Below are 25,756 nucleotides of genomic sequence, written 5' to 3'. Positions count from 1 at the left end.
CCTCAGGCCGTCCGGGTCAGGTCGGCCCAGAACGGCGCGAAGTCGGGGAAGGTCTTGCTGGTGGTGGCGACGTTCTCCACCTCGACCCCGTCGACGGCTGCCCCGACGATCACACCGGCGTGGGCCATCCGGTGGTCGGCGTAGGTGTGGAAGAGGCCACCGTGCAGGGACGCGGGGCGGAGTTCGAGCCCGTCGGGGTGCTCGGTGACGTCGGCGCCGAGCCCGCCGAGCTCGGCGGCGAGCGCGCTGAGCCGGTCGGTCTCGTGGGCCCGGATGTGGCCGACCCCGGTGAGCCTGGACGGGGTCGAGGCAAGGGCGCACAGGGCGGCGACCGCGGGAGTGAGTTCGCCGACGTCGTGCAGATCGGCGTCCAGGCCGCGCAGGGTGCCCGGGGTCGGGCCGGTGAGGGTGAGCCCGTCGTGGTGGAGCTGGACGGTGCAGCCCATCTCGGTGAGCAGGTCGCGCAGCCGGTCGCCGGGCTGGTCGGTGTGCTGGGGCCAGCCGGGCACCGTGACGGACCCGCCGGAGAGCGCGGCCAGCGCGAGGAAGGGCGCCGCGTTGGACAGGTCGGGCTCGATGGTGTGATCGACGGCCGCGATCGGCCCGGGGACGACCCGCCACCGCGTGGCCGGCGCCCCCGGCTCGGGGGCCTCCACCTCGACGCCGTGCTCACGCAGGATCGACACCGTCATGTCGATGTGGGGGAGCGAAGGGACGGAGGGGCCGTTGTGGCGGATCTCGATGCCGCGCTCGTAGCGGGCACCGGCGAGCAGCAGGGCCGAGACGAACTGGCTGGAGCCGCTGGCGTCGAGGACGACGGTGCCCCCGCGCACCTGACCGGTGCCCACCACCGAGAACGGCAGCGCGGTGCCGGTGACCGGCACCCCGAGGTCACCCAGCGCGGAGAGCACCGGTCCGACCGGGCGGTTGCGCATGTGCGGGTCACCGTCGAAGGAGACCGTGCCCGCGGACAGGGCGGCCAGCGGCGGCACGAACCGCATCACCGTGCCCGCCAGGCCGCAGTCGATCTCGGCGTCGCGGACGAACTCACCGGGGGTGACGGTCCAGTCGTCCCCGGAGGTGTCGACGGTGCTGCCCAGCGCGGTGAGCGCCCTGGCCATCAGCAGACTGTCGCGCGAGCGCAGCGCACGGCGTACGACGGAGGGGCCCTCGGCGATCGCGGCCAGCACCAGGGCGCGGTTGGTGAGCGACTTGCTGCCGGGCAGGCGGACCACCGCGTCGAGCGGCTCCTTCACACGGGGGGCCGGCCAGGGGTCACTGATCGCTGCACTCACCCACCCAGGCTATCGAGTTCGCGCCGGCGGGCGGGTGGCGCAGGTCGGGTCACGTCAGGGAGGCCTTGGCGACCCGTGCCTCCTGGCGGGCGGAATGGGCCAGGTGGCGGGCCTCTCGACGCGCCTGGCGGGTGGCCGCGCGGGCGCGCCAGGCCAGTCCGGGCTTCGCCTCGGTGTCCACGGCCGCCAGGATCAGCCCGCCGGTGATGGACAGGTTCTTGGCGAACTGGAGCATCTGGGCCTTGCGCTCCTCGGGCGTCTCGGACTTCCAGAACGCATGACCCGCGACCGTGGTCGGCACCATCGAGGCGACCAGGATGGTGGCGGCCGTGCGCGGGAAGCGGCCGGTGGCCAGTGCCGCCGCGGCGACACCCTGGACGCCGGCGTTGATCCTCACCAGCGTGGCCGGATCCTCGGGGACGGGCAGCCCGAGTTTCTGTCCGGCCCGCACCACCGGATCGGTGACGGGCCTGACCCGCTCCCGCATCTTGTCCGCGTTCTTCCACGCGTTGATCGTGCCGAGGGCGAAGACGGCGGTCAGCATGGGACGGGCGAGGACTCGACTGAGGGTCATACCCGAGAAGTACCCGGGCGGAGGGTTCCTACGCAAGGGCGACACGGATCCGTCCCTCACCCGACCGGGTCCAGGGTGAGCGAGACGTCGAGATCCGTGGCGAAGCTCCATCCCTCCTCCACCTCCACGTCGGCATGCAGGATCTCCAGGCCGGCCGAGCCGTCGCCGGGCACGGTGCAGGTGAGGGTCCAGGTGCCGCTGACCTCCGGTGGTATCTCGCAGAACTGCGAGGTGGGGACCACGCTCCACCCGGTGGTGCCGCGCACGGTGAGCCGGAAGGTGGCGGTCCGTCCCTCGGGGAGCGCGCCGACCGTGAAGAGCAGATGCTGGTAGGACCCGAATTCGATGTGCTCGGGTATGAGTTCGAAGTCCGGGTCGGCCACCGTCACGGTGACCCGCGCGGTCGAGGTCGCGCCCAGGACATCGGTGATCGTGTAGGAGAAGACGTCGGTGCCGCTGAACACCGGGTCGGGCGAGTAGACGACCAGCCCGCGCTCGACCCGGACCTCACCGTGCTGCCCGTCGGTCGTGCCGGTGAGCGCGAGCGCGCCACGTGCCTCGTCGGTGTCGTTGGCGAGCACGTCGATCTCGGCCTCGACTCCGAACCCGGTGCGCACCGAGTCGTCCACGGCGACCGGGGGCAGATCGGGACGGCGGCGCACGGTCACGGTCGCGGTGTCGGAGCCGCCGTGACCGTCGACCACGGTGTAGGCGAAGCGCACCGGGAAGGCGCCCACGCCCGGTGGGGCGGTGTAGACGAGGCTGGTCGGTCCGGCGATCCGCACACCGCCGTACGCCGGCGCGGCCACCGACCGGATCCGCAGGGCGTCGCGGTTGACGTCGCTGACCCGGCGGGCGAGATCGATCCGCACCTGGTGGGCCCGCGCTCGCCAGGCCGGCACCTCCGCAGCAGCGGCCCGGGCCACCGGCGGTGCGTTCGGCGTACGCACGCGCACCCGGCCGGTCGCGGTGTTGCCGTCCGGGTCGGTCAGGACGTAGACGACGGTGTCGGCGCCCCGCCAGGCGGCGTGGGAGGTGTAGGTGAGGGCGGTGGCTCCCCGGGGGCGCCCCGCTGCTGACCGGCCGGGCGCGGCCCGTCCCGACAGGCCCTCGTCGAGCGCCCGGGCACTGCCACGCCCGAGGGTGACCCGCCCGTGCGAGGGGCGTGCGACCCGGGCCGACGCGACGGTGACCCGGTCGCCGTCGGGGTCGCTCGCGCCGCGGGTGACCTCGATGGTGACCGGCCTGCCAGGTCCGGGGGTGTCGACCGACACCAGATCCCGGTCGATGACCGGCGCGCCACCCGATGGCGGGCCCGACGGTGGGCCATCGGGAGAGGGGTCATCATCGGGCGAGGGGCCGCTCGGGTCCGAGGGCGAAGGACCCTCGGGCGGCTGTGGTGCGGTGGGGGAGCCGGGCGGATCGGGGGCTCCCGCCGGCGGCGCGCTGGTCTGGTCGCTGGTCTGGTCGCTGGTCTGGTCGCTGGTCTGGTCGCTGGTCTGGTCGCCGGTCTGGTCGCTGGTCTGGGGTGAGGACGGCGGCGCCGCGGAGCGGTCCGGGCCTTGCTCGGGTTGCTGGGGTTGCTGGCCTTGCTGGGGTTGTTGCTGGGGCGGTTGGGCGGGGTCCGGCCCGGCCTGCCCGGGGCCACCTGGATCGGCCGGGGGAGCGGAGGCCGACGGCGGTGTGGCGGTGGGCTGCTCGTCCTCGGAGGTCACCACCAGCCCGAGCACGACTCCGGCCACCGCGACGCCGACCAGGCCGGAGACCGCCAGCGCCATGCCCGCCGGGTTGTTGAGCAGCCGGTCCCGCCCCTGGGCCAGCGAGGCCACCAGCCCGCCCTGCGCGAGTCCGGCGGAGGCCAGGTAGCCGGCCCCGGCCGTGCCGAGCACGAGGGGGGCCAACAGGGCACCGAGGTCGGAGTTGACCTCCATGAGTTCGAGGTAGATCGCCGAGCACGGCCGACACTCCTGGAGGTGCGCCTCCACCCGGGCGGCGTCGCGACGGGAGACGCCGTTGCGGATGTAGGCACCGAGGTTCGCCCGGGTGGTGGCGCATGCGTCCTCGACGGCATCCTGGGCGTGCACGGAGATGAACGCCTGACGCAGGCCCTCCCGCGCACGGTAGGCGAGCGCGGAGACGGAGTTGGGGCTGATGCCGAGCAGCGGCGCGATGTCCGCGGGCTTCTGCCCCTCGACCTCGGTGTGCCAGAGCACCTGCTGCCAGCGCTCGGGCAGTTGGGCGAAGGCCTTCGCGGCGGCCTGGTTGTCGAACCCCGCGACCGCGGTGTCCTGGAACGGCACTCCGGGGTCGTACGGCGTCAGGTCGTCGGTCGGCTGCAGGCGGGCGTTGGCCCGGATCCGGTCGACGTGGATGCGCCGCAGGGCGGTGAGCAGGTAGGCGCGGAAGGCGAGGTCGGGCCCGCCACCTCGCTGGAGCACCCCCAGCACCTTGGCGAACGCCTCGGACACCAGGTCGTCGGCATCCGCGGGGGGCACCAGTTGTCGCGCCAGTCGGCGGGCGGCGTCCACGTGTCGCTCGAACATCAGGCCGTAGGCGTCGACGTCACCCGCGCGCACGGACGAGATGAGCTCGGCATCGCTCGGCTCGTCCAGTGGCGTCAGGGCGCTCTCAAGCCCGTGTCCTGGTTCGGTCACGCTCCATTGACGCATGAACCGACCGTCCGTGACGAGGAAGGCGAAAGAACCGGCGATTCCGCGTCATGACCGGCCGCCCCACACGTCTCGTCGGTGGGGGAGTGGATCCAGGCGCGCCGTGGGCGCGGTTCGCGAGGAGGGCGGAGTGGGGCTGGGACGCGTACGAGGGCGCCGGCCGGAAGCGGCCCGGATCTCGGTGCCGGACGCCTTCATCGGGGTCGCCGAGGTTCTCGCCGAGGGGCCCGCCGCGGATGGCGGCGTCCTCGCGGAGCGCTGTTCGATCACCGGCGGCCGGCTGGCGGAGCAGGGTCTCTCCCTGGCCGAGGCACTCGAGCAACTCCGACGCACCACCTCCCTGATGCGCGGCCGGGACCCGTCGTACGACGAGACGTGCGCGGTGGCGACGGGCTGGAGCGAGGCGACCCTGAGCTACCTCCACGGACTCTCCTGCGCAGATCCGCTCACCGGCCTGGCCACCCAGGCGCATCTGCGCGAGCGGCTCTCGGAGCTCTACCGCAGTAGACCCGAGCATCGTTCCCACGCGCTGGTGGTCACCGAGGCCCGGATCACCGAACCCGACCGATGGCGCCAGGCGAGGCAGATGACGCTGCTCGGCCGGCACGCCCGGAGCGTGTTCGGAGGGCTCGAGACGATCGGTCAGGTGGGCCGGGCCAGGCTGGTGGTCCTCGCCCCCCGCGACGAGCTGATCGCCCCCCGCACCTCGCTGCTGCGTCGGATGGCCGACCAGCTCGCCGATCGCGTCTGGATCGAAGGGCTGCCCGGCACCGACGAGTCGGCCGGGCGCCTGCTCGACGAACTCGCCCGCAGCTGACCCATCCGCGCGCCCCGACGCCGGGTGGGGTGAGCATGGCCGGCGCGATCCGGTGCCTGCCCTCGCCCACCGGGCCGATGGTGCCCACGGCACCGCTTTTCGCCCGTCCCGTTCGGCAGTCGCCTAGGGTGAGCGGCATGTGCGGCCGCTATGCGTCCAGTCGACGCCCCGAGGACCTCATCGAGGAGTTCGAGGTCGTCGACGCCCGGGTCGCCGCGCCGCTGGAGAGCAGCTACAACGTCGCCCCCACCGACGAGGTGTACGCCGTGGTGGAGCGTCCACCGAGGTCCGAGAGTGAATCCACACAGCCGGAGGCCCCGCAGCGCCAACTGCGCACGGTCCGGTGGGGGCTGGTCCCGTCCTGGGCCAAGGATGTCTCGATCGGCTCCCGGATGATCAACGCACGGATGGAGACGGTGGCCGAGAAGCCGGCGTACCGCCGGGCCTTCGAGAAGCGTCGCTGCCTGCTGCCCGCCGACGGCTACTTCGAGTGGTACCCCACCCAGCGCACCGGGAAGAACGGCAAGCCGGTCAAGCAGCCCTTCTTCATCCGTCCGGCCGACCGGGGCGTCCTCGCCATGGCCGGCCTCTACGAGCTCTGGCCGGACCCCGCCAAGGAGGCCGACGACCCGTCCCGGTGGGTGTGGTCCTGCACGGTGATCACCACCGAGGCGGAGGACGACCTCGGCCAGATCCACGACCGGATGCCGCTCATGGTCGAGCGCGATCGCTGGGCGCACTGGCTGGACCCGACCCGGCCGGGTGAGCTCGATCTGCTGGTGCCGGCCGCCCCGGGCCGGCTGGAGGCCTTCCCGGTCTCGACCCTCGTGAGCAATGTGCGCAACAACGGACCGGAGTTGATCGAGCCGCTGCCCGCCGAGGCTGCCGGTGAGGGAGCGGAGACCCTGTGGTGAGCAACGAGTACGTCATCCCCACCCGGTACGGCGAGGGCAGGATGGTCGCCCACCGGGCGCGCTCGCCGAAGGCGACCCTGCTGCTCACCCACGGGGCCGGGAACGGCATCGACACGGCCGACCTGGAGGCGCTCGGCGCGGATCTGCCCCGCCAGGGCGTCTCGGTCGTCCTGTTCGAGCAGCCCTGGAAGGTCGCCGGCCGTCCGGTGGCCTCGGCCCCCGCGACCCTGGATGTCGGCCTGATTGCGGCCGCCGACTTCATGCGGGCGCGTACTCCGCTGGTGATCGGCGGGCGTTCGGCGGGTGCCCGTGCCTCCTGCCGGGTCGCGAAGTCGCTGGGTGCGGTCGGGTGTCTGGCGCTCTCCTTCCCGCTGCATCCGCCGGGGAAGCCCGAGAAGTCCCGGGTCGAGGAGCTCCGGGGCACCGGTCTGCCCACCCTGGTGATCCAGGGCGAACGCGACCCCATGGGCCGGCCCGAGGAGTTCCCGCAACTGTCGGGGGTCGACCTCGCCGTCGTCCCCGGGGCGGACCACGGTCTCAAGGTGGCCAAGTCCGGCCCCATCCCCCAGGACGTCGCATGGGAGATCGTGGTCGAGTCGACGCTGGAGTGGCTCGTCCGCGAGATCGTCGGCGAGCTGGGCTGAGGCTCCAGCCCGAGCACGTCGCCGGCGCTCCGGGGAGAGCCTCCTCGAGCCTCTCCCCGGAGCGTTGGCCCGGGTTACGGGACGACGATGTCGAAGTCGGGGTCGCCCGGGTCGAGCACGCCGACCAGTGCTTGCAGGACGCCGATGTCGCCGTCCACGTCCAGACCCTCGGAGGCGGTGTCCCCACCCAACAGCGCGAGCAGGCGCGGCTTGGTCAGGGTGAGGCGCAGTGGCGCGGAGCCGTCGGGCTCCTGGTCGATGTAGATCAGGACACCGTTGCGCAGCGTGAGATGGAAGCTCCGGCCGAGGTCGCTGAAGGTGATGTCGAAGGCGAGGTCGAGGTCCCACGCACGCGGTCCGTCGATGGTGATCGCGATCGAGTCGAAGATCTGCTCAGGAGACAGCTGGGTGAGGATGGTCGGCGAGTTGGCGACCAGTGGCGTGCCGAAGTTGCCCTCGCGGAGTTCGGTGGCGCCGGCGAGGAAGAAGTTGCGCCAGGTGCCGTTCTCGGACCCGTAGCCGAGCTGCTCCAGGGTGTCGGCGTACAACGTCCGCGCCCCGGCGTGGCCCTCGTCGGCGAAAACCGCGTAGTCGAGCAGCGTCGCGGCCCAGCGGAAGTCGCCGGCGTCGTAGGCATCCTGGGCGAGCTCGACGGTCCGGTCGATGCCACCGATGGCGGCCACGTGCCGCTCCGCCGAGGCCTGGGGCGGGTGGGCCCACAACCGGGCGGGGTTGCCGTCGAACCAACCCATGTAGCGCTGGTAGATCGCCTTGACGTTGTGCGACACAGACCCGTAGTAGCCGTGGGTGCTCCAGGTGTTGGTGATCGCCGGCGGCAACTCGATGACCTCGGCGATCTCGGCGCCGGTGAGACCCTTGTTGATCATCCGCAGGGTCTGGTCGTGCAGGTAGGCGTAGAGGTCGCGCTGGACGGCCAGATGAGCGCGCACCTTGTCCTTGCCCCACGTGGGCCAGTGGTGCGGCGCGAACAGCACCTCGGTCTTCTCGCCGTACCGCACGATCGCCTCGGTGAGGTACTGCGACCACACGTGCGGATCGCGAACCACGGCTCCTCGGAGGGTGAGGATGTTGTGCAGGGTGTGGGTGGCGTTCTCGGCCATGCACAGCGCGCGGAACTTCGGGAAGTACAGGTGCATCTCGCTGGGCGCCTCGGTCCCCGGGGCCATCTGGAACTCGATCTCGACACCGTCGAAGGTGTGGGTCTCACCCGTGGTCGTGACCAGCAGCGTCGGGACGATGAGGCCGGGCTCGCCGGTCGAGGTGCTCTGTCCCAGACCCGCACCGACCTGACCCTTCGGCCCGCGGGCCAGGGGAGCGCCGTACATGTAGGCGGATCGTCGCGACATCGCGGTACCGGCGTAGACGTTCTCGGCGATGGCATGCTCCAAGAAACCGTCCGGGGCGATGATCTGCACCCGGCCGGAATCGACCTCATCCTGGGTCACCATCCCGAAGACACCACCGAAGTGGTCGATGTGGGAGTGGGTGTACACGATCGCGTTGATCGGCCGGTCGCCCCGGTGTCGGCGGTAGAGCGCCAGTGCGGCAGCTCCGGTCTCGGCCGTCAGCAACGGGTCCACCACGATCACCCCGGTCTCACCCTCGACGAACGAGACGACCGAGAGATCGAAGCCGCGCACCTGGTAGAGCCCCTCGACGACCTCGTACAGGCCGTGCTTGGCGACCAGCTGCGCCTGCCGCCACAGGCTCGGGTTCACCGACGTCGGGGCCTCGCCGGAGAGGAAGTCGTACGTCGAGGCGTCCCAAACGACCTCGCCGGCCGCGTTGCGGATCGCCGGGTCCTCCAGCGTTCCGAGGAAACCGCGATCGGCGTCAGCGAAATCCTCCACATCGCTGAGCGGAAGCGAGTCCAGCAGCGATGTGTGCGCTGCCTCGATCGACGGAGCCGGTTCGTTCTGATCCACTAGTGCGCTCCTCTTCGTTGCCCGGACCACCCCGACGGCAGCCCGGATGCAGGACGTGAACGTCCGCGAGCCACGCTACTGGGGAGCACACGGGCCGTCCACGACCCGCATCGAGGTACCCGCCTGCCGCCCTGTGAGCCGCGCCACCAGGCTCAGGAGAGCGACCGACGCCGATGGCCGACGGCTGATCGCGACGCCGACGGGAAACGAAGCTCCTGCCAAGAAAAGGCTGGGAATGAGAACCGCGCAGCGATGGTTGAACCAACCATGACCGCAGCTCTTCTCGACCGTGCCGACGTGGGCCACGTGTCCACCGGCGTAGGCTGGAGGGTGATGACCGATCCCACGAGTGAGACCATCACCGCTCCCGCCTCGGCGGCCGACCCGGCCACCGAGACCGAGGCCGAGCGGTCGTTGCGGTTCGAGACCGAGGCGCTGCCGTTCCTGGATCAGCTCTACTCCGCAGCCATGCGGATGACGCGCAATCCGGCGGACGCCGAAGACCTGGTGCAGGAGACCTTCGCCAAGGCGTACGCCTCCTTCCACCAGTTCAAGCCGGGCACCAACCTGAAGGCCTGGCTGTACCGCATCCTCACCAACACCTTCATCAACACCTACCGCAAGAAGCAGCGGGAGCCGCAGAAGTCGATGTCCGAGGACGTCGAGGACTGGCAGCTCGCTCGTGCCGAGTCGCACAGCTCCACCGGCCTGAAGTCGGCGGAGACCGAGGCGCTCGAGCACCTTCCGGACTCCCAGGTCAAGGACGCGCTCCAGCGCCTGCCCGAGGAGTTCCGGCTCGCGGTCTACCTCGCCGATGTCGAGGGATTCGCCTACAAGGAGATCGCGGAGATCATGGACACTCCCATCGGCACCGTCATGTCGCGGTTGCATCGTGGTCGTCGCCAGCTGCGCGACCTGCTCTCCGACTACGTGCGGGCCAACGACCTGCTCACCTCTGCCGGACGGGAGGCAGCGGGCAAATGAGCACCGACCCCTTCGACGACATCTCCGCCCGCGAGTGTGCGGACTTCCTCGACCAGATCGTCTACCTGCTCGACAACGAGCTCGCCGACGCCGAATGTGCCGAGGTGCGAGCCCACCTGGACACCTGCCACCCCTGCCTGGAGAGGTACGACGTCCAGCGGACCGTCAAGGCCGTGATCGCCCGCTCGTGCAGCGAGCCCGCTCCGGCGGAGCTCCGCGACCGGGTGCGTTTCCGCCTCCAGCAGGTGCGCATCCAGATCACCGAGGCCTGAGCACCGCTCCGGACCGACGGCGCGCAGAGCCTCCGACAACACAGCAGGGCCCCCGACCGAACTGGTCGGGGGCCCTGCTGTTGCGCCTGTGGTCAGGCGTTGGGACGCTTGCCGTGGTTGGCGCCCTTCTTCTTGCGAGCGCGACGCTTGCGGCCGGTCTTGCCCATGGCGTTCCTCCTGGATCGAATCGACGACCCCGAAGGGCCTCGGCGAAGTATCTCAAATCCCCGCGCGCCGTCGTTAATCGAGTCGGGGTCCGCTCCCGATCGGCACCGGCGTACCGCCCGCGAGCAGGACGGTCCGGGAGCGCTGTGCGGGACTCGGGGGCATGAGGATCAGGGGGCGGGCACGCGGGCGAGGAAGCGTTCGCCGTCGACGATCACCCGGGTGATCTCGCCGGTGGCCACGGTCTTGGCCGGCGTCCCGTCGGCGCCGACGTGCCGGGCGGCGACCGAGAAACGGCGCAACCGGCCGTCGGTGTACGCCGTCGCGGCGGTGACCTCGACGAGCTGGCCCACGGCGCTGGCTGCCTGGTGCTCGACGGCGACCCTGGTGCCGACCGAGGTCGCGCCCGGCGCCAGCTCCGCCTCGATCGCACGACAGGTGGCGGCTTCCAGCCAGGCGAGGACCCGGGGGGTGCCCAGCACCGGGAGGCTGCCCGAGCCCATCGCCCGGGCGGTATCGGCGTCAGTGACCGTGAAACGCAGGGTGGCGGTGCTCATCCCTCAGATCCCCGAGGTGGTGCGCGGGTAGGTCGCCTCGACATCGGTGAGCACGTTGACCAGGTAGGGCACCCCGGAGGCGAAGGCGCGGTCGAGCGCGGGTCCGATCTGGCGCGGGTCGGCAACGGTCTCGCCCGCGCCACCGAGGGCGCGGACCACCTCGTCGTACTTGGTGTGGCGCCCGAGGTCGGCGGCGACGTCGTAGCCGTAGAGCATCTGCATCGGCCCCTTCTCCAGGCCCCAGGCGGAGTTGTTGCCCACGATCATCACGACCGGCAGATCGTGCCGCACCAGGGTGTCGACGTCCATCAGGGAGAAGCCGGCGGCGCCGTCGCCGAGCAGCAGCACCACCTGTGCGGAGGGCCGCGCGATCCGCGCGGCGATCGCGGCGCCGAGACCGGCGCCGAGGCAACCGTAGGGGCCGGGGTCGAGCCAGCCGCCGGGCTGCTTGGGCTCGACGAACTTCCCGGCGAAACTGACGAAGTCGCCGCCGTCGCCGATCACCACGGCGTCCTCGGCGAGGCGACGGTTGAGTTCGCCGTAGATGCGGCCGGGATGGATCGGGTCGGCGTCGGCGGTGAGCATCGCCCGGTCGCGATCGGTGGCCGCGGCGACGGTCTCCTGGAGGCCGGCGACCCAGCTCTTCCAGGCGGAGGACCGGCGCTCGGGGCTGCGCTCGAGGGCCTCCAGCAGCCCGTCGAGCACCAGGGTCAGGTCACCGGCCACGGAGTTCGCGAGCGGGACGTGCGTGGCGAGTTGGTCGGGGGAGTCGGCCACGTGGACGACGGCGGCCGGCTGGGCGCCGTCCTTGCCGCCGAAGACGCCGAACCCGAGCCGGAAGTCGAGCGGCGTACCGACCACGATCACCAGGTCGGCGCCGCCGAGTGCCTGGCCCCGGGCCTTGGTGACCAGCAGGGGGTGTCCGCCGGGAACCACGCCACGACCCATCCCATTGGTGATCGCGGGTACGCCGGTGAGCTCGACCAGCCGCAGGGCGGCCGCCTCGGCCCGATCGGCCCATACGTCGGTGCCGAGCACGAGCACCGGGCGCTCCGCGCCGGCGAGCAGCCCCGCGATGCGCTCCAGTGCGTCTCCGTCCGGCACCAGGGGCGCGCGCTCGGGGACGGTGGGGACCTCTCCTTCCGCCGAGCCGAACAGCTCGTCCATCGGGACGTCCACGAAGACCGGCCCGCGGTGGGAGGAACCGGCCACCCGGAACGCCTCGTCCAGGCCGGTGAGGACACCGTCGGCGGTGCCGATGGTGCGGGCCAGCTTGGTGACCGGGGCGACCAGCGGCGGCTGGTCCAGCTCCTGGAGCAGGCCCGAGCCCCAGCGGTTGTTGGGCGCCCGCCCGCCGACGACGACCATCGGGGAGCCGGAGAAATGCGCCTGGGTGATGGCGCTGACACCGTTGGTCACGCCCGGTCCGGCGGTGAGCACAGCCAGGCCCGGGGTCCGGGTGAGCTTGCCGGTCGCCTCCGCGGCGAACGCCGCGGTCTGCTCGTGCCGGACGTCGAGCAGCCGCATCGGCGGATCGGCCTTCACCGCCCCGTCGTAGAGCGGGAACACGTGTGCTCCCGAGAGCGTGTACATGGTCTGGATCCCGTGGGCGCGAGCGACCTCGACTCCGAGGACGCCGGCATGGCCGGAGAGCTGCGTCATGTGACGCAGGCTACGTGCGAGTCAGCACCCGTGGACAGGGGCGTGGCCCAGGGATCCTGAGGGGGTCAGCGACGGAGGAATCCGTTGCCGGCCTTGAGGGCCTCGACGACCACCAGGAGCAGGTCGGCCCGGATCTGCGGTGGCCGGTGTCCGAGGGCCAGTTGGAGGTACAGCGAACGCAGGAAGGCCTCGGCGTCGGCGCGGACGGCGGTCTCGTCCCCGTCCGCCGGGGGCGCGCTCGCCCCCTGCGCGACCGCGGAGATGCGGGCGATCCACGGCTCGGCCAGCGACAGCGGGATGAGGTTGCGGCGGAGCACCGCCATCGTGGCCGAGGCCAGCCGGTCGCTGTCGCTCAGCAGGTACGGCGTCGGCACCGGCGCGACCACCCGGTCGGCGATGACGTCCAGCACCACCGTGAGCTCGGGCTTGGCCAGGTGCGGCGAGCGCGCCAGCACGGTCATGGCGTCGGCGCCGTGCCCGAGCGCCTCAGCCTGAGCACCTCCGGGCACGCGGGAGCGCAGATCCTGCTCGCGCAGGAGCCAGGCGGCCAGCCGGTCACCCCATTCGAGCACCTTGCCGCCGGTGGTCAGCGGCCGCTGGTTGTCACGCTCGATGCAGGCCGCCAGCAACTGTGCCGAGGCACTGCGACGCAGCACCGAGTCGGTGCCCGTCTCACCCAGCCCCGCGCGTAGGCCGGCGGCTATCCCGTCGCCGAGACCGGCGAGCAGGTCGTCGTACACGCCGCGCCGCAGCCAGGCGGTCAGGGCGGGGAGGGCGGTGCGCTCACGCACCTCCGGATCGGGGTCGCCGAGCATGCTGGTGAGTTCCGCGGTCAACTCATCGAGAGGACGGTCATCTGGCAGGGCCAGACCTGTCGCGACGACCTGGTTCCAGTACGACTCCGACACGGCTCCATCGTGCCAAAGCCTCGCCGGGGACCGTGGGGTGGGCTGCCCGCAGATCGGCCGGACCGGGGGCGTAGCCTGCCGACGTGCCGACCCTGACCGAACTGGTCCGCAGCCACACCGACCTCGACGAGGACGACATCGCCTGGCTGCAGCGGCTCCAGGCCGACTGGCAGATCGTCGCCGACCTCTCCTTCGCCGACCTGGTGCTGTGGCTTCGGGACCGCCGGGGGGAGGGCTTCTGGGCGGCCGGCCAGATCCGGCCCACCACCAGCGCGACCGCGTACGGCGAGGACGTGCTCGGCACCTTCGTCCCGATGGGGCGTCGTGCGCTCCTCGACCAGGCGTGGGAGAGCGACCGGCTGGTCCGGGAGGGTGACCCCGAGTGGCGTGAGGACGTGCCTGTGCGGGTCGAGGCGATCCCGGTGCGTCGTGCCGGCCGCACGATCGCGCTGGTGGCCCGCAACACCAACCTGCTCGGCGTCCGGACCCCGAGCCGGCTCGAGCTCACCTACCTGCAGACGGCCTCCGACCTGACCCAGATGATCGCCTCCGGGTACTTCCCCGCCATGGTGTCGCGCAGCGATCACGCCGACACCCCACGCGTCGGCGACGGCTTCATCCGGCTGGACCGGGCCGGGGTCGTCGAGTACGCCAGCCCGAACGCGCTCTCGGCCTACCGTCGGTTCGGGCTGTCCGGAGATCTGGTCGGACGGTCGCTGGTGGATCTCTCCCGCGAACTGGTGCCCCCGCGCCGGCGACCCGACGAGGAGACCTTCAGCGCGGTCCTCGGCGGGCGTGCCCAGCGCGACACCGAGATCGACACCGAGAACGCCGCGCTCATCGCCCGGGCGATCCCGCTCCGTCCGTCCGGTGACAGGATCGGTGCGATCGTGCTGGTGCGCGACGTCACCGACCTGCGGCGGCGGGACCGCGAACTGATCACCAAGGACGCCACCATCCGGGAGATCCATCACCGGGTGAAGAACAACCTGCAGACCGTCGCCGCGCTGCTCCGACTCCAGTCGCGTCGGATCGACTCCGCGGACGCGCGCGAGGCCCTGGACGAGGCGGTGCGTCGGGTGGGCACCATCGCGCTCGTGCACGAGACACTGAGCCAGGCCTCCCAGGAGAACGTCGACTTCGACGAGATCGCGGACCGGCTCGGCGCGATGGTCGCCGACGTGAGCGGCGTGGGGGTCTCCGCGCGGCTGCACCGCGAGGGGTCCTTCGGCGACCTGCACTCGGACACGGCCACACCGCTGGCGATGGTGCTGACCGAACTCCTCCAGAACGCCGTCGAGCATGGCTATCCCGAGCCCGGCTATGCGTCGCTGAGGCTGCTGGTCGAGCGCGGCAGAGGACGGCTGCGCGTGGTCGTCGAGGACGATGGCCAGGGGCTGCCGGACGGCTTCGACCTGGCGACCTCGACCAATCTGGGGCTCTCCATCGCGGGCACGCTGGTGGCCTCGGAACTGGGGGGACGGCTGCGGCTCGGGAACCGGCAGGACGCGAATGGTGCCCGCGCCGTCATCGACATCCCGGTGGAGAAAGCGTGAACGGCCCGAGCGGCTCGATCGAGCCGGGGGCCGTTCAGGGGACTGACCCGGCCGGCATATGCCGGACCGGGTCGGGTGTCAGGCGCTGGTTCGGACGCGGGCGCGGGCGGTACGGCGCTTGAGTGCGCGGCGCTCGTCCTCGGAGAGTCCGCCCCACACGCCGTGGTCCTGTCCGGCCTCGAGTGCCCACGCGAGACACTGCTCACGCACGGTGCACCGCCGACAGACCTGCTTGGCCTCCTCGATCTGTAGGATCGCGGGACCCGTGTTGCCGATCGGGAAGAAGAGCTCGGGGTCCTCGTCGAGGCATGCCGATTCGCTGCGCCAATCCATGGCTTGGGAATCCCTCTTTTCTGGGAAGTGATTAGGGAGGTGGCGCCGGATTGCGGCGCCCCTGGGTGGCTCGAGGGCAGGGCGATGTGAACGCCTTCACGAGCACCCCCAAGAGTTCCAAGGAAACGGCGGCTGAACAACCCCTGGCGGTGGTGTGTTTGATCACCGAGAGGCCGGCGTCACCCCCGGGAATAGGTGGGCGCCGCGCGGCTCCCCGTACGCTCGGTCGTTGTGAACACCGTGTCCCTCCGCCCGGTACCCCTGCTCGTCGCCGCCGGTCTCGGCGCCCTGCAGAGCGTGGTGCTGATCGGCTGGGCGGTCTTCGAGATGCTCGACCTGACCCCTGGCCGAGCCACCATGGCGATCACCACCAGCATCTTCCTGCTCGGGTACGGCGCCGCCCTGGCCGTGTGCGTGTGGGGGCTGCTCGGGCACCGGTACTGGTCCCGCGGCCCGGTGGTGCTCACCCAGTTGATCCAGCTTGGCCTGGCCTGGAACTTCCGGGACGCGCCGATGGTGGCGCTCGCGCTGGCCGCGTTCGCGGTGGCGACGCTGGTGTGCGCCGTGCACCCGGCGACCTCGGCGGCGCTGGACGCCGATGACTCCTGAGGACTCCTGAGACCCGTTCGTGGGTGTCAGTCGGGATCCTCGAGGCCACTGCGCAGCTGACCGAGGGTGCGGCTGAGCAGGCGGCTGACGTGCATCTGGGACACCCCGATCTCCTCGGCGATCTGGGCCTGGGTCATGTTCTTGAAGAACCGGAGCAGCAGGATCTTCTTCTCCCGCTCGCCGAGTCCGCGCAGCAATGGCTTGATCGACTCGCGGGTCTCGATGTGGGCCAGGCTCGCGTCCTCGGACCCGAGCGTGTCGAGCAGGCTGGAGCCGGGTCCGTCGTCGTCCTGGTCGCCGGCGTCCAGGGACAGGGTCGAGTAGGCGTGGCCCGACTCGAGGCCCTCGACGATCTCCTCCACCGAGCAGCCGATCGCCTCGGCCAGTTCGCGCGCCGTGGGGGAGCGGCCGAGGGACTGGGTGAGCTCGGCCGTGGTGGAGTTGATCTGCATCCGGAGTTCCTGGAGCCGGCGCGGCACCCGGATCGCCCAGCCCTTGTCGCGGAAGTGCCGCTTGATCTCGCCGATGATCGTGGGGGTGGCGTAGGTGGAGAACTCGACGCCGCGCTCGGTGTCGAACCGATCGACCGACTTGAGCAGTCCGATGGTGCCGACCTGGACAAGATCCTCGAAGGGCTCACCCCGGTTGCGGAAGCGCCGGGCACAGTGCTCCACCAGGGGGAGGTGCAGGTGGACGAGGTCGTCGCGGGCGTGCTGCCTGCGCCCGGCCGGGAGGTCGTCGTCCCGAAGCGCGACGAACAGTTCGGCGCTGCGTCGCCGGGTCTCCTCGATCCCGACCGAGCGGGAGTCCACGCGCGCGTAGATCTCCTCGAACGCGACCGGCTCGAGGGTCTGGGAGTCCGCGCCCTGGTCTGTCTCGGCGGCCCGGTCGGGGCCCGTCCCGACGTCCGGCTCGGGATTCATCTCGGGACCCATGTCACAGGCCGGCGCCGAGCGGGGTCGACTCCATCGCGAAGGTGACCGTGAGCCGGCCCTGGGCCGCCTCCGCGCTGGCGTCCTCGGCGAGGGCGGTGAGCACCTGCCAGGCGAAGCTGTCCTGATCGGGCTGCGACGGCGTGTCCGTTCCGGCACCCACGGTCACCGTCATCAGCCCGGGGGCGAGCCAGAAGGCCGCGGTGAGGTCGCTGCCCTCAGCGGCGGCGTCGAGCACGAGGGCGCTGGCCTCGCCCACCGCCATCCGCAGGTCCTCGATGTCGTCGAGGGTGAAGTCGAGGCGGGCGGCCAGGCCGGCCGCGGTGGTGCGAAGCACGGAGACGTAGGCACCGTCCGCAGGCAGGCGAAGCTCGACGTCGGGGCGAGCCAGCGCTGACTCGGGCGACCCGTTCTCGGACATGTCGTGGTCCTTCGTGTGCTCGGCGTCTCGGACCGCTGCGGCGGCCCGTCGGCCATGGTGCCAGATGCGCGACGCCGCCCGGTCTCGGACCGGGCGGCGTCGGGAGCAGATCGGAGCAGGGGGCTCAGCCCTGCTTGGTGGCCCAGAAGATCTCCGCGATCTCATCGATCTTGGCGAGCAGCTGGTCGGCCGCGTCGGCGTCCATCGTGCCCTTGGTGCCACCGGCACCCGCGAGCTTGGTGGCCTCGTTGACCAGCGTGTGCAGCTGCGGGTACTTCTCGAAGTGCGGGGGCTTGAAGTAGTCGGTCCACAGCACCCACAGGTGCTCCTTGACCAGCTGGGAGCGCTGCTCCTTGATCAGCACCGCGCGGGTGCGGAAGTCAGGGTCGTCGCTGTCGTTGGCCTTGGCGATGATGGCCTTGACCGACTCCGCCTCGATCCGTGCCTGGGCCGGGTCGTAGACGCCGCAGGGCAGGTCACAGTGGGCCGAGACCTCGATGGTGGGGGCGAACAGACGCGCGAACATGTGTGTCCTCTCTCGAGTCGTACAGGCTGGGTCGTGCTGAGTACGTGTGCTTGCTGATGCGACACTACTCTGCGTGACTTCAGCGCCACAGGGTGTCCCCGGGAGTGCCGTCGGGGCGGGCCCACGCTGGGGGCTGGCGCGGGTCCGTGGGACCTCGATGGGGCCCGGCCTGCGTCCCGGCGACCGGCTGTGGGTCTCCTACCGTCGCCCGCCTCGACCCGGCGATGTGGTGGTGGCCAGGTTCCCCGACGGCACGATCGTGGTGAAGCGCGCCGCCGAGCGACGTACGACGGTCTCGGGCCGGCCGGGCTGGTGGCTGCTCAGCGACGACCCCCGGGCAGGCGTCGACTCCCGGCACCGCGGACCGATCGGGGAGGGCGACGTCCTCGGTGTGGTGCGTGCCCGGTTGTGGCCGCATCCGCGCAGGGTGACGTGACCCGGCCCACGATCCCGGAATCCGACGCGGGCTTGTGAGACACTCGCCCGGGGCCAACATCCCCTCGTGGCTGCGTGACGCATCACTCCGTCGTCCGCACGCCGTCCGTGTTGCCTCCGTGCCGCTTCCGTGTCGCCGATGCCACGGTCCGAGCCCTGTCGGCCCTTCTCTCCGCTCCAGAAAGCTGTGACGACCATGTCCCACACCTCTCCCGTCAATCACCCCCGCGCCGGTGACCCGGTCTTCGACCTGCATGTCGGCGGCAAGCTCTCTGTGGCCGCCACCCCGCTGGAGGGCAAGGAGGACCTCTCCTTGGCCTACACCCCCGGAGTCGCCCGCGTGTGTACGGCGATCGCCGAGGACCCAGCGCTGACCCAGCACTACACCTGGGTGCCCAACACCGTCGCCGTGGTCACCGACGGCACCGCGGTGCTGGGCCTCGGCGACATCGGCCCCGCCGCGGCGATGCCGGTGATGGAGGGCAAGGCGGTCCTGTTCAAGCAGTTCGGTGGCGTGGACGGGGTGCCGATCTGCCTGGACACCACCGACACCGAGGAGATCATCGACACCGTGGCGCGGCTGGCGCCCAGCTTCGGTGGGATCAACCTCGAGGACATCTCGGCGCCGCGCTGCTTCGAGATCGAGGCCCGGCTCAAGGAGCGCCTCGACATCCCGGTCTTCCACGACGATCAGCACGGCACCGCGGTGGTGACGCTCGCCGCGCTCACCAACGCGCTCAAGCTCACCGGACGCAACCCCGAGTCGACCCGGGTGGTGATCTCCGGTGCGGGTGCCGCCGGGGTGGCGATCGCGACCATCCTGCTCGAGGCGGGGGTCAAGGACCTGGTGGTCACCGACCGCAAGGGCGTGGTGTCCTCCGAGCGCACCGACCTCACCCCGGTGAAGCGTCGGCTGGCGGCGATGACCGCGGACCTCACCGGTCGCAGCGGCACCCTCGCCGAGGCGATGGCGGGGGCCGACGTCTTCATCGGCGTCTCCGGAGGGACTGTCCCCGAGGAGATCGTGGCGACGATGGCGCCGGAGGCGATCATCTTCGCGATGGCCAACCCCGATCCCGAGGTACACCCCGACGTCGCCCACCGCTACGCCCGAGTGGTCGCCACCGGCCGGTCGGACTTCCCCAACCAGATCAACAACGTCCTGGCCTTCCCCGGCATCTTCCGTGGCGCCTTCGACGCCCGGGCCAGCGCGATCACCGAGGGCATGAAGCTCGCCGCCGCCGAGGCGCTGGCCGATCTCGTCGGCTCCGGCCTGGCCGAGGACCTCGTCATTCCCTCACCCTTCGACCCGAGGGTCGGGCCGGCCGTGGCCGCTGCCGTCGCCGAGGCCGCCCGCCAGGACCGCGTCGCCCGCGCCTGAGCCCCGCTCGTCGGCCCCTGCACCGACCCACCTGATCCGGTCAGGTGGGTCGGTGCAGGGGCTCGCGGCCGCGTGATCCGGCTCACTGGGTGAGCAGGCTGACGCCGCCCGCGAGGCCTCGGTAGGTTCGGGGGCATGTTCGCCGTCTATGCCGAGTCCATCGATCCCGACGACCCGCTCAAGGGCCTGGCCCTGGGGGAGCGCCCCGACCCGGTCGCACCCGACGGCTGGACTACCGTGTCGGTCAAGGCGGCCTCCCTCAACCACCACGACCTGTGGTCGCTGCGGGGCCAGGGGCTCAAGCAGGAGGCCCTGCCGATGATCCTCGGCTGCGACGCCGCCGGCGTCGACGAGGACGGCAACGACGTGGTCGTGCACGCGGTGATCAGCTCTCCGGACTGGGCCGGCGACGAGACGCTCGACCCGAAGCGGTCGCTGCTCTCCGAGCGCCACCAGGGGACCTTCGCCGACCGGGTCGTGGTGCCCCGGCGCAACGTGGTGCCCAAGCCGGCCGGGCTCTCCTTCGAGCAGGCCGCCTGCCTGCCGACGGCCTGGCTGACGGCGTACCGGATGCTGTTCGGGCGCGGTGAGCTCAAGGCCGGTGACAGCGTGCTGGTGCAGGGCGCCGGAGGTGGCGTGGCCACCGCGCTGATCACCTTGGCGCGCGCGGGCGGACTGCGGGTGTACGCCACCAGCCGCGACGAGGCGAAGCGGGCCCGTGCCCTCGAGATCGGTGCGCACGAGGTCTTCGAGTCCGGCGAGAGGCTGCCGGTCAAGGTCGACGCGGTGATGGAGACCGTGGGGCGGGCCACCTGGCAGCACTCGGTGCGCTCCCTGCGACCCGGGGGCACCCTCGTCACCTCGGGCACCACGTCGGGGCCGAAGCTGGACGACGCCATGCTCACCCACATCTTCTTCCTCCAGTTGCGCATCGTGGGCTCCACCATGGGCACCCGCAGCGAGCTGGCCGCCCTGGTGCAGCTGCTCGACGCCACCGGCACCGCGCCGCTGATCGACCGGGTCCTCCCGATGGAGAAGGCCCGCGAGGGCTTCGAGGCGATGGCCGCCGGCGACCTGTTCGGCAAGATCGTCCTGACCAGATGAGCGCCACCCACGTCGTCACGGGGGCCGCGTCGGGGATCGGGCGCGAGGTCGCCCTTCGCCTGCGTGACCGTGGGGCCAGGCTGCTCCTGCCGGTCCGCTCGCACCAGCGGGTCGAGGAGCTGACCCCGGTGTTTCCGGAGGCCGAGATCGTCGTGGTCGACCTCGCCGATCCGGGTGCGGTGCTCGCCGCACCCGAGTGCCCCGAGGTCGCCTCCGTGACCCACGCCGCCGGAGTGGTGGAGCTGGGTAGGGTCGGCGACCTCTCGACCGAGGACTGGCAGCGTCAGCTCGCGGTCAACCTGGTCGCCCCGGCCGTCCTCACCCGGCGGCTCCTGCCCGGGCTCCGGGCGGCACGCGGCACGGTCGTGTTCGTCAACTCCGGGGCGGGTCTGCGGGCCAACCCCGACTGGGCCGCGTACGCCGCCTCCAAGTTCGGGCTGCGGGCGCTGGCCGACGCGCTGCGCGAGGAGGAGCGGGAGCAGGGCGTGCGGGTCACCTCGGTCTTCCCCGGACGCACCGCGACACCGATGCAGCGCAAGGTGCACGATCAGGAGGGGCAGCAGTACGACGAGGCCCGCTGGATCCGGCCGGAGACGGTCGCCGAGGCGATCCTCTCCGCGATCGACGCACCCGAGGACGCCGTCATCCCGGAGATCACGATCCGGCCGCGGTGAGGACGGGCTCGGCTGAAGGCTGAGCCGCCTGGACCCGACGACGCCGGCAACCTGGCCTCGTCCTGACCCGTAGCGGTCGACCCCGTCGGGCTTCGGCGCCGCGGATCAGGATGCAGGCGCCAGGCAGCCCGTCGCGCCCGGACCCCACGACAGGGGACCGGGCGGGTCAGTCCTCCGGGTCGTCGAGGCGCGCCAACCAGGTCGCCAGCCGCTCCACCGGCGTCTCGAACTCCGGGTGGACGTCGACGAAGGCCTGGAGCTGCTCGGCCAGCCAGGCCAGGGTGACCTCCTCATCACCCCGCCGCTTCTCCAGCTCCTCGATGCCGCGGTCGGTGAAGTACATGCGCCCATCATCCCATCCGGTCGCGGAGGCCAGGAAGTCGCCGGGGCCGATGACCACCCGAGGACGACATACGCCGAAGGCCCGGTGCGGCGACCGGATCGGTCGCCGCACCGGGCCCTGGCGATGCAAGGTCAGGCGAAGGCGCGGTCGACGAGCCCCTTCTGCTCGGCGACGTGACGCTTCATCGTGCCCACCGCGGTGGTGCTCGACGCCGGCCGCGTGATCGGCTCGACCGCGAGGTCCAGCTGCGGGAAGACGTTGAGCGCGTAGCTCGGCCAGGGACCCTGGTTCGCCGGCTCGTCCTGCACCCAGCGGACCGTCTTCAGGTTGGGGTACTTCGCCAGCTCGGCCTGCAGCGACTCGACCGGGTAGGGGTAGAGCTGCTCCACCCGGGCGATGGCGTAGCGGTCGGCGTTCTCCCGCTTGCCCTGCTCGACCTTGAGGTCCCAGGTGACCCGGCCCGAGCACAGCAGCAGGGTCTCGACCTTGCCGGGGTCGGTCGGGTCGTCGCCGATCACCGGCCGGAACGTGCCGGAGGTGAACTCCGCCGGCGCGGCCGCAGCCTCCTTGCGACGCAGCATCGACTTCGGCGTGAAGACGATCATCGGCTTGTGCTCGCCGGTGAGGGAGTGCTTGCGGAGCAGGTGGAAGTACGACGCCGGGCTGGACGGCTGGGCCACCACGAAGGCGTCCTCGGCGGCCAACATCAAGAACCGCTCGATCCGGGCGGAGGAGTGGTCGGGGCCCTGGCCCTCGTACCCGTGCGGCAGCAGCATGACCACGCCGGAGTCCTGGCCCCACTTGGTCTTGCCCGAGGAGATGTACTCGTCGATGACGGTCTGGGCGCCGTTGACGAAGTCGCCGAACTGCGCCTCCCACAGCACCAGGGCCTCCGGGCGGGCCACCGAGTAGCCGTACTCGAAGCCGAGCGCGGCGTACTCGCTGAGCAGGGAGTCGTAGATGAGGAACTTCGCCTGGTCGTCGGTCAGGTGCGAGAGCGGGGTCCACTCGGCCGCGGTGATCCGGTCGATGATGGTGGCGAAGCGCTGGGTGAAGGTGCCCCGGCGGGAGTCCTGGCCGGCCATGCGGACCGGGCGGCCGTCCATCAGCAGCGAGCCGAAGGCGAGCATCTCGCCGGTGGCCCAGTCGATGTTGCCCTCGGTGATGGCGGTGGCCCGGCGCTGCAGCTGCGGCATCACCTTGGGGTGGACGGTGAAGCCCTCCGGCGGCGAGACGTAGGCGTCCGCGATCCGCTTGAGCACCTCGGGGGTGACCGCGGTGGTCGCCTCCAGCGCGGGCTTGTCGGGGTAGTCGGGCACCGTGGTCCAGCTGGACGGCTGGCTGGTGGCCTCGCGCACCTCGGTGAAGACCCGCTCGAGGAGCTGCTGGTAGTTGAGCAGCACCTCCTCGGCCTCTTCGATGCTGATGTCGCCGCGGCCGATCAGGGACTCGGTGTAGAGCTTGCGCACCGAGCGCTTCTGCTCGATCAGGTCGTACATCAGGGGCTGGGTGAACGACGGGTCGTCGCCCTCGTTGTGACCACGGCGGCGGTAGCACACCAGGTCGATGACGACGTCCTTGTGGAAGGCCTGGCGGTACTCGAAGGCCAGCCGGGCCACCCGGACGCAGGCCTCGGGGTCGTCGCCGTTGACGTGGAAGATCGGCGCCTGGACCATCCGTGCCACGTCGGTGCAGTAGAGCGAGGAGCGCGAGGCGGCCGGCGAGGTCGTGAAGCCGACCTGGTTGTTGATCACCACGTGGATGGTGCCGCCGGTGCGGTAGCCGCGCAGCTGGGAGAGGTTGAGGGTCTCGGCGACCACACCCTGGCCCGCGAACGCGGCGTCACCGTGCACCAGCAGCGGCAGCACGGGGAACACCTCGCCCTGGTCGAGCACGTCCTGCTTGGCCCGGGCGATGCCCTCCAGCACCGGGTCGACGGTCTCGAGGTGGGACGGGTTGGCCGCGACCGAGACCTTGACGGTGTCGCCGGACCCGGCGTGGAACTCGCCCTCGGCACCGAGGTGGTACTTGACGTCTCCGGAGCCCTGCACGGTGCGAGGGTCGATGTTGCCCTCGAACTCCTGGAAGATCTGGCTGTAGTTCTTGCCGACGATGTTGGCCAGCACGTTGAGCCGGCCGCGGTGGGCCATGCCGATGGCGACCTCGTCCAGGCCGCTCTGGGCGGAGGCCTCGCAGATCTCGTCGATCACGGGGATGGCGGTCTCGCCGCCCTCCAGGGAGAACCGCTTCTGACCGACGAACTTGGTCTGCAGGAAGGTCTCGAACGCCTCGGCCTGGTTGAGCTTCTCCAGGATCCGGAGCTGCTCCTCGCGGGGCGTCTTCTCGTGGGGGAGCTCGACCCGCTCCTGGATCCAGCGGCGCTGCTCGGGATCCTGGATGTGCATGTACTCGATGCCCGTGGTGCGGACGTAGGAGTCGCGCAGGATGCCGAGGATGTCGCGCAGCTTCATGAACGGCTGGTTGTCGCTGCCGAACCGGCCGGTGGCGAACTCCCGGTCCAGATCCCACAGGGTCAGCCCGTGCGACTCGACCTCGAGGTCGGGGTGCGAGCGCTGCTTGTACTCCAACGGATCGGTGTCGGCCATCATGTGACCCCGCACCCGGAACGCGTGGATCAGCTCCAGGATCCGGGCCTGCTTGCCGATCTCGTCGTCGTGGCTGGTCGCGATGTCCTGCGCCCACCGGATCGGCTCGTAGGGGATCCGCAGCGAGCGGAAGATGTCGTCGTAGAAGCCGTCCTTGCCCAGCAGCAGCTGGTGCAGGACCTTGAGGAACTCACCGGACTGAGCGCCCTGGATGACGCGGTGGTCATAGGTCGAGGTCAGGGTCATGACCTTGCTGATCGCGCTACGGGCGATCGCCTCGGCGGAGGCGCCCTGCCACTCGGCGGGGTACTCCATCGCACCGACACCGATGATGGCGCCCTGGCCGTTCATCAGGCGGGGGACCGAGTGGACGGTGCCGATGCCACCGGGGTTGGTCAGGGAGATCGAGGTGCCCTGGAAGTCAGCGACGGTGAGCTTGTTGTCGCGCGCCTTGCGTACGACGTCCTCGTAGGCGGCCCAGAACGCCGCGAAGTCCATCGACTCCGCGCCCTTGATGCTGGGCACCAGCAATTGGCGGGAGCCGTCCGGCTTCGGGACGTCGATGGCCAGGCCCAGGTTGATGTGGGCGGGGGTGATCAGGTTGGGCTTGCCGTCCACGACGTCGAAGCCGACGTTCATGTCCGGCATCGCCTTGACCGCCTGCACCAGGGCGTAGCCGATGATGTGGGTGAAGGAGACCTTGCCGCCGCGGGCGCGGGCGAGATGGTTGTTGATGACCGTGCGGTTGTCCCACAGCAGCTTCACCGGCACCGAGCGCACCGACGTGGCCGTGGGGACGGTCAGGGAGGCGTCCATGTTCTTCGCCGTACGGGCGGGGGCGCCACGGAGCACGGTGAAGGTCGGCTTGTCGTCGGCGGCGGCAGGAGCCGGCTTGGGCGACTCCTTGGGCACCGGCGCGGCGGCGGGCTTGGCCGGCTGCGCGCTCTTCGCCTCCGCCGGCGGAGTGGCCGCCGGGGCCGGCGTGCGCGTGGCGGCGGGCTTCGCCGCGGAGGGGGCGGGGGTGGCCGCCGGCTTGGCCGGGGCCGGCTTGGCCGGGCTCGTGGTCGCGGCCGCGCTGTTCGCGCCACCGCCCTCGAAGAACCTCTTCCAGACCTGATCCACGCTATTTGGATCCTTGCGGTACTGGTCGTGCATCATCTCGACGAGCCACTCGTTGGCCCCGAATTCCTCGGGGACTACGGGTGCGGTGGTAGGCAGGTTGCCTGACGGCTGCGGCACGGCTTGCTTCGCCTCTTCCGAATTGCGCGCATGGGTGGGTGGTATCCGAGGGTCAAGGCTAGACCCACCTACCGTCTAATGCAGGGCTCGGGCCCGGGATTCGGTCAAGGTGTTGCCAGCGCCACATTCTGGGGCGGTCCTGGTGGTGGCTCGTCGCCGCCACCCGCCCCTCGGAGCCGGCCGGGACCCG

The 25,756-nt window shown here is 71.2% G+C and carries 25 protein-coding genes; 11 read left to right on the top strand and 14 right to left on the bottom strand.

Annotation, left to right across the window (positions count from 1 at the left end; all coding sequences use genetic code 11):
* Positions 1–2: 2 nt before the first annotated feature.
* Genes aroA through G515_RS22840 form a run of 3 tightly spaced genes read right to left on the bottom strand, consistent with a single transcriptional unit; the run spans position 3 to position 4,538 of the window.
* Positions 3–1,295 carry a 3-phosphoshikimate 1-carboxyvinyltransferase gene (gene aroA / locus G515_RS0117865; protein WP_028661253.1) on the bottom strand — a complete coding sequence of 431 codons (1,293 nt, stop codon included), beginning with the start codon at positions 1,293–1,295 and terminating at the stop codon, positions 3–5.
* A 49-nt stretch (positions 1,296–1,344) separates the two neighbouring features.
* Entirely contained in the window at positions 1,345–1,869 is a 525-nt protein-coding gene (locus tag G515_RS0117860) for a DoxX family membrane protein (protein WP_028661252.1), read from the bottom strand.
* Positions 1,870–1,925: 56 nt separating this feature from the next.
* The gene (locus tag G515_RS22840) at positions 1,926–4,538 is read right to left on the bottom strand and encodes a sigma-70 family RNA polymerase sigma factor (RefSeq protein WP_084653696.1); all 2,613 of its coding nucleotides are present in this window, start codon (positions 4,536–4,538) and stop codon (positions 1,926–1,928) included.
* Between the two features lie 130 nt (positions 4,539–4,668).
* On the opposite strand from G515_RS22840, the gene G515_RS22205 reads away from it, so the two are divergent.
* The 3 genes from G515_RS22205 (at position 4,669) to G515_RS0117840 (ending at position 6,913) form a co-directional block, all read left to right on the top strand.
* A complete protein-coding gene (locus tag G515_RS22205) occupies positions 4,669–5,355 on the top strand; it encodes a hypothetical protein (protein ID WP_051218536.1) in 687 nt (228 codons plus the stop codon).
* Positions 5,356–5,492: 137 nt separating this feature from the next.
* A complete protein-coding gene (locus G515_RS0117845) occupies positions 5,493–6,269 on the top strand; it encodes an SOS response-associated peptidase (RefSeq protein ID WP_036555965.1) in 777 nt (258 codons plus the stop codon).
* Positions 6,266–6,913 (top strand): alpha/beta hydrolase family protein, encoded by a 648-nt coding sequence (locus tag G515_RS0117840; RefSeq protein ID WP_245565462.1) that lies wholly within the window; start codon positions 6,266–6,268, stop codon positions 6,911–6,913. Before G515_RS0117845 ends, G515_RS0117840 begins: the two co-directional genes overlap by 4 nt.
* A gap of 74 nt (positions 6,914–6,987) precedes the next feature.
* Here G515_RS0117840 and G515_RS0117835 read toward each other — a convergent pair whose 3' ends face one another.
* Entirely contained in the window at positions 6,988–8,859 is a 1,872-nt protein-coding gene (locus G515_RS0117835) for an alkyl/aryl-sulfatase (RefSeq protein ID WP_028661249.1), read from the bottom strand.
* 333 nt (positions 8,860–9,192) lie between these two features.
* On the opposite strand from G515_RS0117835, the gene G515_RS22200 reads away from it, so the two are divergent.
* Both G515_RS22200 and rsrA read left to right on the top strand, forming a co-directional pair.
* Complete coding sequence (locus G515_RS22200) at positions 9,193–9,843, top strand: sigma-70 family RNA polymerase sigma factor (protein WP_036556253.1); 651 nt, start codon at positions 9,193–9,195, stop codon at positions 9,841–9,843.
* Positions 9,840–10,115, top strand: coding sequence for a mycothiol system anti-sigma-R factor (gene rsrA / locus G515_RS0117825; protein WP_028661248.1), 276 nt, complete (start codon positions 9,840–9,842; stop codon positions 10,113–10,115). Before G515_RS22200 ends, rsrA begins: the two co-directional genes overlap by 4 nt.
* Positions 10,116–10,207: 92 nt before the next feature.
* Here the strand turns inward: rsrA and G515_RS24030 are convergent, their stop codons facing one another.
* The 4 genes from G515_RS24030 to G515_RS0117810 form a co-directional block, all read right to left on the bottom strand.
* Entirely contained in the window at positions 10,208–10,282 is a 75-nt protein-coding gene (locus G515_RS24030; protein WP_369759046.1) for a 50S ribosomal protein bL37, read from the bottom strand.
* 168 nt (positions 10,283–10,450) lie between these two features.
* Positions 10,451–10,837 carry a thioesterase family protein gene (locus tag G515_RS0117820; protein ID WP_028661247.1) on the bottom strand — a complete coding sequence of 129 codons (387 nt, stop codon included), beginning with the start codon at positions 10,835–10,837 and terminating at the stop codon, positions 10,451–10,453.
* Between the two features lie 3 nt (positions 10,838–10,840).
* Entirely contained in the window at positions 10,841–12,499 is a 1,659-nt protein-coding gene (locus tag G515_RS0117815) for an acetolactate synthase (protein WP_036555961.1), read from the bottom strand.
* A 65-nt stretch (positions 12,500–12,564) separates the two neighbouring features.
* A complete protein-coding gene (locus G515_RS0117810) occupies positions 12,565–13,407 on the bottom strand; it encodes a DUF2785 domain-containing protein (RefSeq protein ID WP_028661245.1) in 843 nt (280 codons plus the stop codon).
* Between the two features lie 83 nt (positions 13,408–13,490).
* Here G515_RS0117810 and G515_RS0117805 point away from each other — a divergent pair, with 83 nt between their 5' ends.
* Positions 13,491–14,963 (top strand): sensor histidine kinase, encoded by a 1,473-nt coding sequence (locus tag G515_RS0117805; protein WP_028661244.1) that lies wholly within the window; start codon positions 13,491–13,493, stop codon positions 14,961–14,963.
* A gap of 78 nt (positions 14,964–15,041) precedes the next feature.
* Here G515_RS0117805 and G515_RS0117800 read toward each other — a convergent pair whose 3' ends face one another.
* Positions 15,042–15,296 (bottom strand): WhiB family transcriptional regulator, encoded by a 255-nt coding sequence (locus tag G515_RS0117800; RefSeq protein ID WP_028661243.1) that lies wholly within the window; start codon positions 15,294–15,296, stop codon positions 15,042–15,044.
* A gap of 231 nt (positions 15,297–15,527) precedes the next feature.
* Here G515_RS0117800 and G515_RS0117795 point away from each other — a divergent pair, with 231 nt between their 5' ends.
* Positions 15,528–15,905, top strand: a complete 378-nt coding sequence (locus G515_RS0117795; protein WP_028661242.1) for a hypothetical protein — start codon at positions 15,528–15,530, stop codon at positions 15,903–15,905.
* 26 nt (positions 15,906–15,931) lie between these two features.
* Here the strand turns inward: G515_RS0117795 and G515_RS0117790 are convergent, their stop codons facing one another.
* The 3 genes from G515_RS0117790 to sodN all read right to left on the bottom strand — a co-directional run bounded on the left by G515_RS0117790 (position 15,932) and on the right by sodN (position 17,784).
* Positions 15,932–16,828: an RNA polymerase sigma factor SigF gene (locus tag G515_RS0117790; RefSeq protein ID WP_211221072.1), complete on the bottom strand. Its 897-nt coding sequence runs from the start codon at positions 16,826–16,828 to the stop codon at positions 15,932–15,934.
* A gap of 13 nt (positions 16,829–16,841) precedes the next feature.
* Positions 16,842–17,258: an ATP-binding protein gene (locus G515_RS0117785; protein ID WP_028661240.1), complete on the bottom strand. Its 417-nt coding sequence runs from the start codon at positions 17,256–17,258 to the stop codon at positions 16,842–16,844.
* Positions 17,259–17,382: 124 nt separating this feature from the next.
* On the bottom strand, positions 17,383–17,784 hold the full coding sequence (gene sodN / locus G515_RS0117780; RefSeq protein WP_028661239.1) for a superoxide dismutase, Ni: 402 nt from the start codon (positions 17,782–17,784) through the stop codon (positions 17,383–17,385).
* A 73-nt stretch (positions 17,785–17,857) separates the two neighbouring features.
* Between sodN and G515_RS0117770 the strand changes: the two genes are divergently transcribed.
* From G515_RS0117770 to G515_RS0117755, 4 genes are all read left to right on the top strand, one after another.
* A complete protein-coding gene (locus G515_RS0117770) occupies positions 17,858–18,220 on the top strand; it encodes a S26 family signal peptidase (RefSeq protein WP_245565461.1) in 363 nt (120 codons plus the stop codon).
* Between the two features lie 195 nt (positions 18,221–18,415).
* Positions 18,416–19,600, top strand: coding sequence for an NAD(P)-dependent malic enzyme (locus G515_RS22195; protein ID WP_036555958.1), 1,185 nt, complete (start codon positions 18,416–18,418; stop codon positions 19,598–19,600).
* A gap of 135 nt (positions 19,601–19,735) precedes the next feature.
* On the top strand, positions 19,736–20,704 hold the full coding sequence (locus tag G515_RS0117760) for a zinc-binding dehydrogenase (RefSeq protein WP_028661237.1): 969 nt from the start codon (positions 19,736–19,738) through the stop codon (positions 20,702–20,704).
* Entirely contained in the window at positions 20,701–21,378 is a 678-nt protein-coding gene (locus G515_RS0117755) for an SDR family oxidoreductase (RefSeq protein ID WP_028661236.1), read from the top strand. The genes G515_RS0117760 and G515_RS0117755 overlap by 4 nt, the downstream gene beginning before the upstream one ends.
* Before the next feature lie 166 nt (positions 21,379–21,544).
* Here the strand turns inward: G515_RS0117755 and G515_RS23525 are convergent, their stop codons facing one another.
* Positions 21,545–21,721, bottom strand: a complete 177-nt coding sequence (locus G515_RS23525; protein ID WP_169570674.1) for a DUF6104 family protein — start codon at positions 21,719–21,721, stop codon at positions 21,545–21,547.
* Positions 21,722–21,852: 131 nt separating this feature from the next.
* Positions 21,853–25,566: a multifunctional oxoglutarate decarboxylase/oxoglutarate dehydrogenase thiamine pyrophosphate-binding subunit/dihydrolipoyllysine-residue succinyltransferase subunit gene (locus tag G515_RS0117745; protein ID WP_245565460.1), complete on the bottom strand. Its 3,714-nt coding sequence runs from the start codon at positions 25,564–25,566 to the stop codon at positions 21,853–21,855.
* Positions 25,567–25,756: the final 190 nt, after the last annotated feature.

Source organism: Nocardioides insulae DSM 17944, from assembly GCF_000422825.1.
Classification (GTDB): Bacteria; Actinomycetota; Actinomycetes; order Propionibacteriales; family Nocardioidaceae; genus Nocardioides; species Nocardioides insulae.
Note: the sequence above shows the minus strand (reverse complement) of the source record. Positions and strands in the feature narration are given on the sequence as shown.